Raw genomic sequence first — 17,382 nt, forward strand, 5'->3', positions numbered from 1 at the left:
TTACACCGTATCCACCTTCAACGAATGGTCATTGAGCATGCCGTTGATGATGGTCGCCGTGTCATGCCCCGATGCGATCACCCCACCCGCCCCGGCCGAGACCCCGTAGTGCTGCGCCAGATCCACCCCGGCCAGGTCGATGGTCTGGGTCGGTGCCGCGCCAGCGACACTGCTGACCTGAATGGTCGACACGACATTCGCGCCGCTACCACTGACCTTGAACTGCAGGTAATCGTCCAGCGAAGCACTGGTGGCGCTCTCGCCCTGCAGCAACTGCGACAGGTCCAGCCGGTCACTGCCCGGAGTGAAGTCGGTCACGGTGTCATGCCCCGTGTCGCCCTTCTGCCAGACGAAGGTGTCGTTACCGCTGCCACCGGTCAGCGTATCGTCACCGGGCCCACCGATCAGGATGTCGTTGCCGGCACCGCCCTTGAGCACGTCATTGCCCACCCCGCCGTTGAGCACATTGTCGCCGTCATTGCCGATCAGCGTGTCGTTGTAGTCGGAGCCGACCAGGTTCTCGATGCCGGTCAGGGTGTCCAGGCCCGCACCTACGGTGTTCTGCTGACCGACATGGCTCAGGTCGACGGTCACGCCGCTACCGGCCCTGGCATAGCTGGCGGTGTCGTTGCCCGCCCCACCGTCGAGCAGGTCATTGCCCGGCCCGCCGATCAGCAGGTCGTCACCTTCACCGCCATACAGGCTGTTGTTGCCGCTGCCAGCCACCAGCACATCGTTGCCAGCACCGCCGTGCAAGGTGGCATCCCCCGCTCCGGCCAGCAGCACGTCGTCCGCCGCGGTGCCCGTGAGCACATTGCCGGACTGGTAGGTGATGTCCACCGCGCCGGTGGCCGTGCCGCCATGGTTGTCGCTGACGGTGTAGCTACCGTGATAGACGTCATTGCTGGCGTTGCTGTAGTCCACCACCATGCTCAGTTTGTAGTTCTCGGCGGCCTTGCTGTTGCCGGAGGCGTTCTCGGTGTTGATCACATGGATGCTGTACACCCCGTCATGGCTGGCGGTGAAGCTGCCACCATCGGCAATGGTCTGGTAACTGCCGCTGGCATCCTTCCACTCCATCAGCAGGTTGCCGGCGGGGCGGTCATGATCGAGGGTCAGGGTCTCGCCCTTGCGCAGGGTGACCGTCAGCGTGTCCTCGTCATTGGCATTGCTGGTACTGATCGAGCCCAGGTAGCCCGCGACCACCAGCGCTGCCGTCATGGTGCCGTTGAGGCTGGTGAACTCGCTGCGGGCCAGGTCGCGGAACTGGTTCTCGGCCCTGTTGGGGGTCGCGTCGAACTTGATGGTCTGCGCCTGCGTGCCAGCGGTGAATCCCGCCCCCTTGTCGCCGAAGCCGGTATTGAAGGTGATGGGCGCGGCACTGAGCCGGTCGTGGTCCGGGTCGCTGTCGTTGGCCAGCAGGGCTTCTGCTGGCACGGTCACCGTGGCCCCTGCGATGTTGGTGATGATGTGGTCGGCGCCAGCCACCGGCGCGCCATTGCTGTTGATATGCACCGTCAGGCTGGCACTGCGGGTGTCGCCGTCGTTGTCGCTGGCGGTAAAGCCGATCTTCTCCACCTGCCCGCTGCCGTTGTCCTTCGGCGGCGTATAGGTGAAATCGCCACTGTCCATGTTCACCACCAGGGTGCCGCCCAGGCCGGTCTTGATGTTCAGGCTGTTGCTGACGGTATCGAACGACGCCTTGTCCGCGCCGCCACTGACCGAGTAGCCGCCTTGCCCGCCATTGGCCTTGGGATCGTAGGTATAGGTGGTGCCATCCACCAGCAATGCCTTGATGAACCCGCCGTCGGCGCCGAAGTCGCCGCCGCTCATCAGGCTGCCGGTGATAGGTGCGCCCTGCACCGTGCCGGAGAGCACCGCGCCGAGCTGGCTGAGGTCGGTGACCACCACCGAGTTGGTGTCGGTATGGCTGCTGCCGTCATAGGCCAACGGGTTGAGGTTGCCCTCGTTGACGCCGCTGCCCATGCCGATGGCGTAGGATTTGATGCCATTGCTGTCGAGGAAGGTTTCCCAGGCGGCCTCGCGCGGCGCCGTCATGGCGTGGCCGTTGGTGGGCTCGCCGTCGGAGAAGAAGTAGCTGATGTTCTGCGCCCCCACCAGCTTGCCGGTGGTGGCGAAGGCTTCCTGGGCCTTGGTGGCCGCCGAGTCGTAGTAGGTCGAACCGCCGGGGGTGAGCCCGGCGATCAGGCTCTTGGCCTCGCTGATCGAGACCCATACCGGCGTCTTCACCTCGGCGCCGGTGCCGAAGGTGACGATCTGCACCTTGATGTCGCCCATTTCGTCGTACTTGTCGAGCAAGGCGTTGATGGCCTGCTTGGCCAGCTCCAGGCGGGTCAGCCCCGGCACGCCTGAGCCCGCGGCCATGCTGCTGGAAACATCCACCACCAGCAGGATGTTGGAGTCCACCTGGCCCGGGGTGATGCTGCGCACCGCGCATTCGACCTTCGGCACATCGTCGACGATGTTGATGGCGATGGTGCTGGTCACGCTGTTGCCCAGCGCATCGGTGGCCTTGTAGGTGAAGTACTCGTTGACGGTGTTGACCCCATCGTTTGCACCGCCCGGCGTCTTGGGCGCCGAGGTCAGGGTGTAGGTGTAGGAGCCATCGGCGTTGAGCTGGATCTGACCGTACTGGCCTACGGCATTGCCAACCAGACTGTAGGTCAATGCGCCAACGCCACCACCAACCGATCCCACCAGGCTGCCGGACGCCGTTTCACCGCTTGAGCCGGGCTCGCTGCCGGTCACGGTGCCGGCGGCCAGATCATTGCCATCCTTGTGCAGGTCCAGGGCTTTCTCGTAGACAGTGACATCGCTGTCCTCGCAGGCAACCAGCTTGCTGTCCTGCACATGGATGCGGATGGTAGTGGTGCTCTCGTCGCCATCAGCGTCGCGGATGGTGTAGACGAAACTGTCGGTCGCCCCGGCGGGCGGCACACTATCGGGGTTGGCGTGATAGGTGGCATTGCCCTGGCTGTCCAGGGTCAGGTAGCCGTACTGGCCGACGATCGTCTCGCCCACATGGCCGCTGGCTGAAGTCGAGGTATCGGAACCTGCGCGCACCCCGACCACGTATTGCCCGTCGGCACGCACGTCAGCGCCGATCACATCGTTGTCCAGCACATTGCCGCTGACGCTGCCGCCCTCCTTGACCGAAGCCTCGTCGCAATGGGCCTTGGGCACGTCGTCGACGATGTTGATGACGATGGTGCTGGTGGTCGAGTTGCCCAGCGAGTCCTTGACCTCGTAGGTGAAGCTCTCGGTCACGACGTTCGGGCCATCATTGGCGTGGTTGGGCGAATTGGCCGCGGACGTCAGGGTATAGGTGTAGGAGCCATCGGCATTGAGCTGGATCTGACCGTACTGGCCTGCGGCATTGCCAACCAGGGTGAAGGTCAAGGCGCCGATGCCCCCGCTGATCGAGCCGGCCAGCGAGCCGCTGGTGGTCTCCGCGCTGGAGTGCGGATCGCTGCCGGTGACAGTGCCTGCGGCCAGGTCGTTGCCGTCCTTGACCAGGTCGAGCGCCTTCTCGTAGACCTTGGCCGTGTCGTCCGGGCAGGCGACCAGCGAGATGTCGTGCACGTTGATGGTGATGGTGGTGGTGCTTTCGTCACCGTCCGCGTCGCGGATGGTATAGACGAACACCTCCGTGGCCCCGGCCGGCGCCACGCTGTTTGGGTTGGCGTGATAGGTGGCGTTGCCCTGGGCGTCGAGGGTCAGGTAGCCGTACTGCCCGGCCACATTGCTGCCCAGCTGGCCAATGGCCGAGGTGGAAGTGTCGGAGCCGGCCCGCACGCCGACCACGTACTTGCCATCGGCGGGCACGTCCGCGCCGATCACATCGTTGACCAGTACATTGCCACTGACGCTGCCGCCCTCGTAGACGTTGACGAAGTCGCTGTGGGCCTTGGGTACATCGTCGACGATGCTGACCACGATGGTGCTGGTGGTCGTATTGCCCAGCGAGTCCTTCACTTGGTAAGTGAAGGATTCTGTCAGCACATTCGGACCATCGTTGACATGACTCGGCGAGTTGGGCGCGGATGTCAGGGTGTAGGTATAGGTACCATCGGCATTGAGCTGGATCTGGCCATACTGGCCGGTGGCGCTGCCGACCAGGCTGAAGGTCAAGGCACCGATGCCCCCGCTGACCGATCCGGCCAGCGAGCCGCCCGTGGTCTCCGCGTTCGATTGCGGATCGCTGCCGGTGACAGTGCCTGCGGCCAGGTCGTTGCCGTCCTTGACCAGATCGAGCGCCTTCTCGTAGACCTTGGCCGTATCGTCCGGGCAAGCGACCAGCGAGTTGTCGTGCACATTGATGGTGATGGTGGTGGTGCTTTCGTCACCGTCGGCGTCGCGGATGGTGTAGACGAACACATCCGTGGCCCCGGCCGGCGCCACGCTGTTTGGGTTGGCGTGATAGGTGGCGTTGCCCTGGGCGTCGAGGGTCAGGTAGCCGTACTGCCCGGCCACATTGCTGCCCAGCTGGCCAATGGCCGAGGTGGAAGTGTCGGAGCCGGCCCGCACGCCGACCACGTACTTGCCATCGGCGGGCACGTCCGCGCCGATCACATCGTTGACCAGCACATTGCCACTGACGCTGCCGCCCTCGTAGACATTGGCAAAGTCGCTGTAGGCCTTGGGCACATCGTCGACGATGTTGATGACGATGGTGCTGGTGGTCGAGTTGCCCAGCGAGTCCTTCACCTCGTAGGTGAAGGACTCTGTCAGCACATTCGGGCCGTCGTTGACGTGGTTCGGCGAGTTTGGCGCGGATGTCAGGGTGTAGGTATAGGTGCCATCGGCATTGAGCTGGATCTGGCCGTATTGACCGGTCGCGTTGCCGACCAGGGTAAAGGTCAAGGCCCCGACCCCACCGCTGACCGATCCGGCCAACGAGCCACTGGCGGTCTCGCCGGTCGACCCTGGCTCGCTGCCAGTGACCGTGCCACCAGCCAGGTCGTTGCCGTCCTTGTTCAGGTCCAGCGCTTTCTCGTAGACCGTGACCTCGCTGTCCGGCCCGGCGATCAGCGAGCAATCACGCACGTCGATGGTGATGGTGGTGGTGCTTTCGTCGCCATCGTTGTCGCGCACGGTATAGACGAACACATCGCTCGCTCCGGCCGGCGCCACGCTGTTGGGATTGGCGTGGTAGGTGGCATTGCCCTGGGCGTCGAGGGTCAGGTAGCCGTACTGGCCCTGGATCGGACTGCCTAGATTGCCGCTGGCCGAGGTAGAGGTATCGGAACCGGCACGCACGCCGACCACATAACGACCGTCGGCCCTCAGGTCGGCGCCGGCAACGTCATTGTCCAGCACATTGCCACTGACCGTGCCGCCCTCGGCGACACTGGCCGAGTCCGGGTTGGCCTTGGGCAGGTCATCGATGATGTTGACATCCAGCGAACCATTGGCCGTGCTGCCATCAGTGTCCGTGGCGGTGACGGTGAAGTGCTCGGAAAGGCTGTTGGCACCGTCGCCGTTGGCATGGTTTTCATTGTCCAGCAGGGTGTAGCTGTAGCTCACCACCCCGGTGGCCGCGTTGTAACCGGTGATGGTCAGGGTATTGCCCAACGCCGTGGTGATCGACTGTGGGAAGCTCGCCGCCACGCCGCCGCTGACCACCGTGATGCCACCGACGCTCAGGCTTTGCAGGCCATCCGGCGCGGTGACCGTGAAGGTGCCGCTCTGCGTCAAGGCACCGCTGTTCGGTGCGCTGCCGTCGGCCAGGTTCTTCTCATAGACCGTCAGCTCGCCGCCGTTGACGTCCAGGCCGCCAAGGGTTACCGGATCATCGAGGTTGGTGACATTGAGGGTCAGCGTCGCCGTGCTGGTATCGCCGTCGGCGTCCTTCAACGTGTAGGTGAAGGTCTCCACGCCACTACCGCCGCCCTGCAGGTTCTTGAAGTCAGGGTCGTCCGTGTTGAGGGTGTAGGTGTAGGAACCGTCCGCTGCCAGCACCAGCGTGCCATAGGTGCCGACAAAGGTTCCGGCCACCACCGGGCCACTGGGGATACGATCGGCGCCCTGGATGTCGTTATCCAGCACGTTGCCGGTGAGTTCCACATGCTGCTCGGTGGCGGTGACGGCATTGCTGTCGTTCACGGCCCTGGGCACGTCGTCGCGAATGATCACATCCAGGGTGCCGCTGGCCACATCGCCGTCGGTATCGCTGACCAGCACCGGGAAGTGCTCGCCCAGGGAATTGCTGCCCGCGCCATCCGGGTGCTGCTCCGCGCCGGTCAGGGTATAGCTGTAGCTCACCACGCCGGTGGTCGGGTTGTAGCCGGTGATGGTCAGCACGTTGCCGAGCCCAGTGACGATGGACTGACCGACGCCAGTCACCACGCCACCCGTGACGACGTTGATGCCCCCCACGCTGAGGTTGAACACGCCGTCGGGCGCGACGACCGTGAAGCTGCCGGATTGAGTCAGCGCAGCCGGGTTGCTGGCCGAACCTTGGGACAGGTTGGCCTCGTCCAGGGTCAGTTCGGCGGGGCTGACGTCCAGCCCCTGGAGGCTGACGGGATTGTCAGGTGGTAGCGGATTGTCCTGCAGCGGTGCTCGCTCGTCATTGCCGTCGAGCCCGCCGAGCTCACGGCTGACCAGTTCGGGAATACCGTTGAACCCCGCCGTGGGGAATCCGATGGTCGGATCCACCCGTCCGGCGACCTCGGTCAGGATCACGAAACTATGCCCGCCGCCGAGCGCGCCCGCCACGCCAGTGGGGTTGCCACCCGCCGCGGTCGCCTCGCCTTCCTGCGTCGGGTCGGCCCCGGCGGCGATGGCGCGCTGCAACTGCTCGACATCGCTGAGCTGGGCTTCGCTGGGCGCCGAGTCCGGCGCCTGTACATGGGGCGCGCGATTGGCCAGCAGGTCGGGGGTCATCTCCAGGCTGCTGCCACGGCCCAGGGTAAGTTCGGCACCGTTATGCAAGCGAACGGCCACCGCGCCGGCACTGCCGGTCTCCAGCTGCTCGCCGGCGAACAGGCGGTCGCCCTCCACCAGCGCACGGCGATGGCCGTCGTCACTTACCGCGAATACCTGGCCGACTACCTTGCTGACCACACCGACTAATTTAGCCATGAGCGTACGCCTCCCCTGCCGATGGGTTTTTCGCAGTTCAAGGCTGGTCGGGTAGTAGATCCCACAACGTTCCGGGTTCACGGATCGTTGCTGTCACGTTCGTGAGAAAACACGCTCCTTGTGACGACTGCCGCGATAGAGAAGATGGTGAATGGCCATTATTTAGTGCCATTTTTTTGTCGCCAAATTCCGCTTTCGCCTTCCTCCCCTGTCTCCTTAGCTGCAAAAAATCTGGAACTTTCTCCGAGGCCCGAAAATCGCTTGTCCCAGCCAATTCCCGTAACCACCTGAATGAAACAATGTCCCGGATTTCTTAGACCGCATAAGTTTTTTTTCGCATATAACTTATGAAAAAATCTTCTTAGCTCGCCCGTTAAATGTTCTTAGCTCTGTTGTTACAAACCTGAAACGGTTTGATTCTAAATTTTCGTCATTTTTTTGGCGAACAGCAGGACATTATTCGAGACCAGGGAGATGTACCCCATGCGCGCTTTAACCCCCATCACCAGTGCGATTTTGTTGGCCATGGCGTGTGCCAACAGTCAGGCGATGTCGATCACCGAGGCTGTCCAGAACGCCGTGGACCAGCATCCGGAAATCAGCGCCAGCCGCAACAGCAGGCTGTCCGCCGACGAGGATGTGAAGTTCGCGCGCGGGGGCTACTACCCAACCGTCGATCTGGTCGCAGGCTATGGCCGGCAACGCTCCGACAACACCAACACCCGCACGTTCGACACCGACGGCACGCGGAACCACGACAAGAAGACGCTCAACTACACCCAATCCGAACTGCGCCTGCGGCAGATGCTGTTCGACGGCTTCAACACCTCCAACGAGGTCGCCCGCACCGAAGCGGTGGCCACCTCGCGCGCCTACTACACCCAGGCCACCGCCGAGACCGTGGCCCTGCGCGCCATCGAGGTCTACCTCGAAGTGCTCAAGCGCCGCGAACTGGTGACCCTGGCCAAGAACAACCTGCAGGCCCACCTGCGGGTCAACGACCAGATCGGCCTGCGCAGCGAACGTGGCGTGGGCAGCACCGCCGACCTCGACCAGTCCCGCGCCCGTCGCGCCCTGGCCGAGAACAACCTGGATACCGCCGAGGTCGACCTGGCCGACGCCGAGGCCAACTTCTACAGCGTAGTCGGCCGCATGCCCGACGAGCTGGAGACGCCGGTCACGGTCAAGGGCGAAATGCCGGGCGATCTGCAGAATGCTCGCCAGGGCATGCTGGAGAACAACCCCTACCTCAAGTCGGCCCAGGCCGACGTGCGTTCCGCCGAGCAGCAATACGAAGTGGCCAAGTCGCCCTTCTATCCACGTCTGGATGCAGTGCTGGCCACCGGCGCGAACAACAACATCGGTGGCCAGGAAGGCCACGCCAACAACGATTGGCAGGCGGGTGTCGAGCTCAGCTACAACCTGTTCCGCGGCGGCAGCGACAAGGCCCGCCTGCAGTCCGACGCGCACAAGATCAACCAGGCCATGGACATCCGCAACAATGCCCTGCGCGAGCTCAACGAGAACCTGAGCCTGGCCTGGAACGCGATGAACAACGCCCGCAAGCAGACCCCGAGCGCCCGCGAGTACGCCGAAACCACGCAACGCGTGCGCGCCGCCTACCAGGACCAGTTCGGCCTGGGCCAGCGCACCCTGCTCGATGTGCTCGACAGCGAGAACGAGCTGTACAACGCCAACCGCCGCTACACCGAGGTGCGCTACACCGAAGAGTTCTCCATGTACCGGGTGCTGGCGACCATGGGCGAACTGCTGAGCAAGCAACGCATCTCGCTGCCGCCGGAGGCCATCGCCAAGACCGAAGTGCGCAACGAAGCCAGGTTGCCCGACATGCGTTAGGTTCTGGAGCCGACCAGGGACGTTCCGCCAGCGCCCATTTCCCGTCCACCGCGGCAGGAGCAGGCCATCGTGACCAGTATGCAAAGTGCGCAACCGCGCCTGGATGTTGATGATCCGTTGCTCGATGGCCTGCTGATCCTGTGCAAGCTGCACGGCTGCATGGCCAGCCGTGCCAGTCTGTGCAGCGGCCTGCCGTTGGCCGAGCAGCACCTGGACTTGGCCCTGCTGCCTCGCGCCGCCGCCCGCGCCGGACTGCAGGCACGCGTGCTGCAGCGCGGCCTGGACGCCATCTCCCCGCTCAACCTGCCTGTGCTGCTGATCCTCAATGACGGCCGCAGCGCCGTGCTGCAACGCTGGGGCGAGCATGGCCGGGCATTGCTGTTGCCGTGCGAAGCCGAAGGCGGCGAGCAGTGGGTCGAGCGCGAGGCCCTGGCCGAGGCCTACAGTGGCCAGGCGCTGTTCGCGCGCCCCCGGCACACCCTGGAAGACGTGCGTGCGCCCCTGATCCCCCGGGTCAACGCCTGGTTCCGCGACACCCTGCGCCACTCCCGCTGGCTATATGGCGACGCCCTGCTGGCCAGCCTGCTGATCAACCTGCTGGGGCTGATGGTGCCGTTGTTCGTCATGCAGACCTACGACCGCGTGGTGCCCAACCAGGCGACGTCCACCCTGTGGGTACTGGTAGCCGGCCTGTTCATCGGCACCGCCTTCGAGCTGGTGCTGCGCACGGTGCGCGCCCACCTGCTGGACCAGGCAGGCAAGAAGACCGACCTGATTCTCTCCGCCACCCTGTTCGAACGCATCACCGGCATGAGCATGAAGGCCCGCCCGGCCACCATCGGCGGCTTCGCCCAAAGCATCCATGACTTCCAGGGGCTGCGCGAATTCCTCACCGCCGTGACCCTGACCAGCATCATCGACCTGCCATTCGTGGCCCTGATGCTGTTGGTGATCGGCCTGCTCGGTGGCTGGCTGGTGGTGATCCCGCTGATCGCGTTCCCGGTGGCCGTGGGCCTGGCCCTGTTCATCCAGGTACGCCTGCGTGACACGGTACAAAAGAGCCTGAGCCTGGGCGCGGTGCGCCAGGCCCTGCTGATCGAGACCCTGGGCGGCCTGGAAACCCTCAAGGCCTGTGGCGCCGAAAGCGAGCGCCAGTACCAGTGGGAGCACACCAATGGCGCCATCGCCCGCCTCGACGCCCATGCCCGCAACCTGTCGTCACTGGCCAGCAACGGCACCCTGTTCATCCAGCAGTTCTGCGGCATGGCCACCATCGTCGCCGGGGTCTACAGCATCATCGCCGGCAACCTCAGCGTCGGCGCGCTGGTGGCCAGCTACATGCTCGGCAGCCGGGTGCTCGCGCCGCTGGGGCAGATCGCCGGGCTGATCACCCGCTACCAGCAAGCGCAACTGACCATGCGCAGCACCGACGCCCTGATGAGCCTGCCCCAGGAGCGCCAGGCTGACCAGCAGGCCCTGGAACACACCGCGCTGCAGGGCGGCATCGGCATCAACCACGCCACCTTCCGCTACCCGGGCCAGAGCGCTCCGGCCCTCAATGACGTGAGTGTCACAGTCAAGCCAGGCGAACGGATCGGCATCATCGGCCGCAGCGGTTCGGGCAAGAGCACCCTGGCGCGCCTGCTGATGGGCTTCCATCATCCCGACGAAGGCCAGGTGCTGCTGGACAACCTCGACCTTCGCCAACTGGACATCGCCGACCTGCGCAATCAGCTCGGCTACGTGGCCCACGATCTGCCGCTGCTGGCCGGCAGCCTGCGCGACAACCTGACCCTGGGCGCTCGTCACGTCAGCGACGCGCGCATGCTCGAGGTGGCCGAACTGGCAGGCGTCAGCGAGCTGGCCCGCCAGCATCCGCAAGGATTCGACCGCCCGGTGGGCGAGCGCGGCCAACTGCTTTCCGGCGGCCAGCGCCAGGCGGTGCTGCTGGCCAGGGCACTGCTGCTGGAACCACCGATCCTGATCCTCGACGAGCCCACCAGCCACATGGACAACAGCAGCGAGGAGCAACTGCGCCAGCGCCTGCTGAACTGGGTGCCGGGCAAGACCCTGCTGCTGGTCACCCACCGCACCTCGATGCTCAGCCTGGTGGACCGGCTACTGGTGCTGGACAACGGCAAGATCGTCGCCGACGGGCCGAAGGACGCGGTCATCGACGCGCTGCGCAAGGGCCGTATCGGCGCGGCACTGTAAGACACAAAAGACGACTTGGTCTCTGTGGGAGCGGGTTTACCCGCGAGAGCATCGGTGAGGCCACTAAAGCATTCGCGGGTAAACCCGCTCCCACAGGGGCCTCGTCAAATTCCAGGTGAGGTACGACATGCCCATCATCCACAGCATACGCAGCTACCTCCAGGGCACCGACAAGCGCGCCGAACGCGACTACATGCCGGAGCTGGCTGGCGCCACCCTGCAGGACTCGCCCAGCCTGTCACGCCTGACCGTATGGCTGGCGGCGATCCTGTTGCTGGTGGCGCTGGCCTGGGCCAACTTCGCGGTGCTCGACGAAGTCACCGTCGGCGAAGGCAAAGCCATTCCGTCGAGCAAGGTGCAGGTGGTGCAGAACCTCGAAGGCGGCATCGTCACCGAGATTTTCGTGCGCGAAGGCCAGATGGTCGACAAAGGCGCCACCCTGCTGCGCCTGGACGATACCCGCTTCAAATCGAACAAGGGTGAGAGCGAGGCCGACCGCTATGCCCTCACCGCTCAGGTGGAACGGCTATCGGCCGAGTCCGAAGGCCGTCCTTTCGTGTTGTCGCAGGAAGTACGCGCCAAGGCGCCACAGGTCGCCGAGGATGAAGCCGCCCTGTACGACTCGCGCCAGCGCCGCCTGGCCAGCGAGAAGCAGACCCTCAACGAACAGCTGCGGCAGAAGACCCAGGAGCTGGCCGAGTTCCGCTCCAAGGTCGAGCAGTACCGCTCCGCCCTCGGCCTGCTGCAGCAGGAACTGGACATGTCCGCGCCGCTGGTGGGCAAGGGCGCGATCTCCCCGGTGGAAATCCTGCGCCTCAAGCAGCGCACGGTCGAAGCGCGCGGCCAGCTCAACGCCACCAACCTCGCCATCCCCCGCGCCGAGGCGGCGATCGCCGAGATTCGCAGCAAGATCCAGGAATCGGACGCCAGTTTCCGCTCCGACGCCGCCAAGGAGCTCAACGACAAGCGCACGGAGCTTTCCAAGATCACCGCCACCAGCATCGCCATCGACGACCGGGTCAACCGCACCACCGTGGTGTCGCCGGTGCGCGGCATCGTCAAGCTGCTCAAGGTCAACACCATCGGCGGCGTGGTGCAGCCCGGCAGCGACCTGGTGGAGATCGTGCCGATCGAGGACAACCTGCTGATCGAAGCCAAGGTGCGGCCGCAGGACGTGGCGTTCCTGCATCCGGGGCAGACCGCGATGGTCAAGTTCAGCGCCTACGACTACACCATCTACGGTGGGTTGAAGGCCAAGCTGGAACTGATCGGCGCCGATACCGTCACCGACGACAAGGGCAATGCGTTCTACCTGATCCAGGTGCGCACCGACAAGAACCACCTGGGCGGCGACAACAAGCCGCTGCTGATCATTCCGGGAATGGTGGCCACGGTGGATATCATCACCGGGCAGAAGAGCGTGCTGGACTACCTGTTGAAACCTGTGATGAAGGCGCGCACGGAAGCCTTGCGCGAGCGCTGACAGCCCCCTCAGCCTGGCCCGTGATTGCGCTGGAACGTCTCGGCACCCATGGCCTCGATCTGGCCTTCGATCAACACCTCGAACGGGCGCAGCAAGGCATCGAACCCTGCCGGTGCCTCCAGCACATTCAATGCTCGCACCACCGCTTCGAGCGTCGACAAGGCGCCCGGCTCCGGTGCCTTGCGCAAGCGATAGCGCGATGGCTGGACGCTGTCCAGGGTCACCCGTGGCAATGCATCGAGCAGTGGATTCAGGTACAGCAGCTTGCGCGCCTTGCGCCAGGTGCCATCCGGCACGATCAGCATCAGCGGCAGGCCGGCGCCTTGCCCATAGCCTTGCAGGAGCTCGGCCTCGTCACCGGGGAACAGCAGCACCGGGCGATAGCCCGGCGTGGCCAGTAGCGCGTCCAGATTGTCGAACACTTCGCCGATCCGCAGCTCGGCATTGACCAGCCCAAGGGCAGCCAGACGTGCGGTGTTCAGGGCGTGGGTGGTTTCACTGGGGTGTTGCAGCACGACCACGCGGGTGCGGCTGTCGAGGCGCGGGATCAGTGGGCAAAGGCAATGGGTGAGCGGGCGCTGGCAACGCTCGCAGCGAGGTCTGGACATGAGGGGCTCCGTTGGCGGAGGGATTTTGCCACAGACCGGGATCTTGGGCCCGCTTTGCGGGCAAGCCCGCTCCCACACGAATCACACAAGCTGCGAGGCTGGTGCTCTACCTGTGGGAGCGGGCTTGCCCGCGAATGGGCCTGCAAACCTGGGCTTATCGGTTGAACCGCTCAGCCAGGCTATGCAGGTACTCCGCCATCCGTTCCAGGTCCTGGCTGATCTCGGCTCCTTGCTTGGCCTGACCCGCGCTCTCGTCGCACAGATGGGCGATGCGCACGATCTGCTGGTTGATGTCTTCGGCCACATGGCTCTGCTGCTCGGACGCCGTGGCCATCTGCTGGCTCATGCCGGTGATGCGGCTGACCGCCTGGGCGATGCCCGACAACGCCCCCTGCACCGCCTCGACACTGTGCACGCTGTCACTGGAGATCTGCTGCCCACGGCTGGCACTGGCCACCGCGCGATCGGCCCCGCTACGCAAGGTGGAGATGATGTGATGGATCTCGTCGGTCGAGGCACGGGTGCGCTGCGCCAGGGAACGGACTTCATCGGCGACCACGGCGAAGCCCCTGCCCTGCTCGCCGGCCCGAGCCGCCTCGATGGCCGCGTTGAGCGCCAGCAGATTGGTCTGTTCGGCGATCGAGGTGATCACATCCACCACGCTGCCGATCGACTGGGTCTGCTCGGCCAGGGCGTTGACCGCCTGTCCGATATCGCTCACCGCCTCGCTCATGCTGCCCATGGCCCGCAAGCTCTGTTGCGCCAGTTCGCTGCCCTGCTGGGCCAGTTGGTCGGCGTCGCTGGCGGCATGGGCGGTGGTCTGCACGTTGTGGGTGACCTGCTGGATGGTCGCCGCCATCTGCGCGATGGCGGTGGCCGACTGGTCGGTCTCGCTGCGCTGGCGGTCGAGCATCTGCGCCTGCGCATCGGACAGACCGGCGGACTGCGCAGCCCGCGACTTGACCCCGACACCGGCGTCGACCAGCCGGGTCAGCGCGGTCTGCAGACGGGCCTCCTCGCTGATGATCGCCAGGTCGAGTTGCCCCTGCAGGCCCGGATTGTCACTGTAGGTCAGCGCCACCAGCGGGCTGGTGAAAGCTTTGGGGTGCTCGTCGAGCGTGCGCCGGATCGACTGGTTCTGCCGGTGCTCGACCACGTACCAGGCCGCCAGCAGGCTGGCCGTCAGCACGCCCAGCGCGGCATAGGACGGCAGCCAGAGATAAGCGGCGGCCGACAGCAGTCCCGCGACGATCAGCGGCCAGCCATGGCCGACGTCATGCCCCAGGCGTGCGGCAAGCGGTACCGGCGAGCGCCCGGCACGCAGGCGGGCATACAGTTTCTCGGCACGGCGGATCTGGTCCCGGGTCGGTACCGAGCGTACCGACTCGTAGCCGCTGATCCGACCATTCTCGTAAACCGCCGTGACATAGGCGCTGACCCAGTAGAAATCCCCGTTCTTGGCGCGGTTCTTGACCACACCCATCCAGGGCTTGCCCTGCTTGATGGTGTCCCACATATGACCGAAGACCGCTGGCGGCATGTCGGGGTGGCGTACCAGGTTGTGCGGCTGGCCGACCAGTTCGTCGTAGGTGAAACCGCTGATGGCCACGAATGCGTCGTTGCAATAGGTGATGCGGCTGTTCAGGTCGGTGGTGGAGATCAGCCGCTGGTCCTGGGGAAAGGTTCTTTCGTGCTCAGTGACGGGCAAATTCATGCGCATCGTTGGCGGTCCCTTGCTTATCCAGATGAATGGGAAAATCATCAGAGCAAGTAGATATTTAGCAGATGGCCAGCACGCCATCGGTCAAGTTTTGTAGGAAATGGTCTGAAGCAGACGGAATGCGCTGAAAACGACCTCGCTCAGCCCACGTTGAGCTGGCTCTTTAGCAGGTCGCGGAACGTCTGGATCAAGGGTTCACGGCTCCGGCCACGGCGAATGATCAGTGAGAACGGTGCCTGGTAGCCGAACGTCGCGGGCGACAGTACCCGCAGGTCGCCCTTGTCGACCCAGGCCTGGGCGTAATGCTCGGGCAGGTAGCCAATGTAGGCGCCGGAAAGGATCAGGATCAGCTGCGCCTCCATGCTCTCCACCGTCGCCGCGCTGTGCTTGAAGCCATGCCGGGCCAGCTCCGCCTGGCTCCAGTAGCCACGCCCGACCATGCGCTGCTGGGTGATCACCGGCTCCGGGATACGCCGCTCGCCGAACAGCGGGTGACGATTGCTGCAGTAGAGCCAGTGCTGCTCGCGATACAGCGGCTGGTAGACCAGCCCGCTCATGCGCGAGGAGAACGCACCGATCGCCAGATCCAGGCGATTGTCCTGCACGCCCAACTGCAGCTCGTAGGGGCTGGAGACCGACAGGTGCAGGTGCACGGCCGGGTGCTCCTGGCTGTAGGCGCCAATCGCCTCGGCCAGCGGCAGGGCGCGATCGCCGACGGTGGAGTCGATCACGCCCAGGTTGAGGGTGCCGCGCAGCTCGCCCTTGAGCGCCGCCGCGTACTGCTCGAAGCCGTCCAGCTCACCGAGCAGGCGCAACGTCTCCTGATGGAACAGCTCGCCCTTGCTGGTCAGGCTGAAACCACCACGGCCACGATGACAAAGCACGATCCCCAGCGCCCCCTCCAACTGGCTCATGTAGGTGCTGATGGCCGAGGTGGACAGGTTGAGGTCGCGCTGGGCGTTGGCGAACCCCTGATGACGCACCACGCTGGCGAAGATACGCAGCAGTTTCAGATCGGGCAGCGATGAGGCCATGGCGCTGGGTTCCGCAGGCTGGAAATCGCCAGAGTCTAACCTGCCTTCAGGTCGATAGTTCAGATTTTCCTGAAGTAAGTATTTGTCGGTAGCGATTCTTCCAGCGCACTACCTTGCGCAGACTTGGCCGAAATGTCCCTGCCCGCCGACAAGACCAGACGAACGAGGCGCGCGGCGGCACAGGTTCGAACAAACAGAACAATCGACCGACTGATGAGGCCCACCGTGGACAAGATTCTCCACCAACCACTGGGCGGCAACGAAATGCCGCGTTTCGGCGGCATCGCCACCATGCTCCGCCTCCCCCACCTGCAAAGCGCCGAAGGCCTTGATGCCGCGTTCATCGGCGTGCCCCTGGACATCGGCACCTCGCTGCGCTCCGGCACCCGCTTCGGCCCACGGCAGATCCGCGCCGAGTCGGTGATGATCCGCCCGTACAACATGGCCACCGGCGCCGCGCCATTCGACTCGCTGTCGGTGGCCGACATCGGTGACGTGGCGATCAACACCTTCAACCTGCTCGACGCCGTGCGCATCATCGAAGAGGCCTACGACGAAATCCTCGAGCACAACATCATCCCGTTGACCCTGGGTGGCGACCACACCATCACCCTGCCGATCCTGCGTGCCCTGCACAAGAAACACGGCAAGATCGGCCTGGTGCACATCGATGCCCACGCCGACGTCAACGACCACATGTTCGGCGAGAAGATCGCCCACGGCACCACCTTCCGCCGCGCCGTGGAAGAGGGCCTGCTCGACTGCGAGCGCGTGGTGCAGATCGGCCTGCGCGCCCAGGGCTACACCGCCGACGACTTCAACTGGAGCCGCCGCCAGGGCTTCCGTGTGGTCCAGGCCGAGGAATGCTGGCACAAGTCGCTGGCACCGTTGATGGCCGAAGTGCGCGAGAAGGTCGGCGGCGGCCCGGTGTACCTGTCGTTCGACATCGACGGCATCGACCCGGCCTGGGCGCCCGGCACCGGCACGCCGGAGATCGGCGGCTTGACCACCATCCAGGCGATGGAGATCATCCGCGGCTGCCACGGCCTGGACCTGATCGGCTGCGACCTGGTCGAAGTCTCCCCACCCTACGACACCACCGGCAACACCTCACTGCTGGGGGCCAACCTGCTGTTCGAAATGCTCTGCGTGCTGCCGGGCGTGGTGCGCCGCTAGCCGTAAAGCACCACCCGTGTAGGAGCGGCCTTGTGTCGCGAAAGGGGCGCACAGCGCCCCCGATTTCCGGCGTTTTCGCATAGAAGGCCGGGGCTGCCTTGCAGCCCTTTCGCGACACAAGGCCGCTCCTACAAGGCGCTGCGCTGCAATCGATTGCTTGACCCCGGCAGGAGCCATTCGGGA

At 64.8% G+C, this 17,382-nt stretch carries 8 protein-coding genes; 4 read left to right on the top strand and 4 right to left on the bottom strand.

Features of this window, described 5'->3' with window-relative positions; all coding sequences use genetic code 11:
* Positions 1-7,107 carry a retention module-containing protein gene (locus N5D48_RS22490; protein ID WP_279888097.1) on the bottom strand — a complete coding sequence of 2,369 codons (7,107 nt, stop codon included), beginning with the start codon at positions 7,105-7,107 and terminating at the stop codon, positions 1-3.
* Positions 7,108-7,590: 483 nt separating this feature from the next.
* Here N5D48_RS22490 and N5D48_RS22495 point away from each other — a divergent pair, with 483 nt between their 5' ends.
* The 3 genes from N5D48_RS22495 to N5D48_RS22505 all read left to right on the top strand — a co-directional run bounded on the left by N5D48_RS22495 (position 7,591) and on the right by N5D48_RS22505 (position 12,661).
* Complete coding sequence (locus N5D48_RS22495) at positions 7,591-8,964, top strand: TolC family outer membrane protein (protein WP_279888098.1); 1,374 nt, start codon at positions 7,591-7,593, stop codon at positions 8,962-8,964.
* A gap of 78 nt (positions 8,965-9,042) precedes the next feature.
* Entirely contained in the window at positions 9,043-11,178 is a 2,136-nt protein-coding gene (locus N5D48_RS22500; protein ID WP_279888104.1) for a type I secretion system permease/ATPase, read from the top strand.
* A 127-nt stretch (positions 11,179-11,305) separates the two neighbouring features.
* Positions 11,306-12,661, top strand: a complete 1,356-nt coding sequence (locus N5D48_RS22505; protein ID WP_279888099.1) for an HlyD family type I secretion periplasmic adaptor subunit — start codon at positions 11,306-11,308, stop codon at positions 12,659-12,661.
* Positions 12,662-12,669: 8 nt separating this feature from the next.
* On the opposite strand, the gene N5D48_RS22510 is transcribed toward N5D48_RS22505, so the two are convergent.
* From N5D48_RS22510 to N5D48_RS22520, 3 genes are all read right to left on the bottom strand, one after another.
* A complete protein-coding gene (locus N5D48_RS22510) occupies positions 12,670-13,269 on the bottom strand; it encodes a DTW domain-containing protein (protein ID WP_279888100.1) in 600 nt (199 codons plus the stop codon).
* Between the two features lie 154 nt (positions 13,270-13,423).
* Entirely contained in the window at positions 13,424-14,989 is a 1,566-nt protein-coding gene (locus N5D48_RS22515) for a PAS domain-containing methyl-accepting chemotaxis protein (RefSeq protein WP_279888101.1), read from the bottom strand.
* 140 nt (positions 14,990-15,129) lie between these two features.
* A complete protein-coding gene (locus N5D48_RS22520) occupies positions 15,130-16,023 on the bottom strand; it encodes a LysR family transcriptional regulator (RefSeq protein ID WP_279888102.1) in 894 nt (297 codons plus the stop codon).
* 225 nt (positions 16,024-16,248) lie between these two features.
* Here N5D48_RS22520 and speB point away from each other — a divergent pair, with 225 nt between their 5' ends.
* Positions 16,249-17,199, top strand: a complete 951-nt coding sequence (speB, locus tag N5D48_RS22525) for an agmatinase (protein WP_279888103.1) — start codon at positions 16,249-16,251, stop codon at positions 17,197-17,199.
* Positions 17,200-17,382: the final 183 nt, after the last annotated feature.

This window comes from Pseudomonas sp. GD03858 (genome assembly GCF_029840925.1).
In the GTDB taxonomy this organism is placed as follows: Bacteria; Pseudomonadota; Gammaproteobacteria; order Pseudomonadales; family Pseudomonadaceae; genus Aquipseudomonas.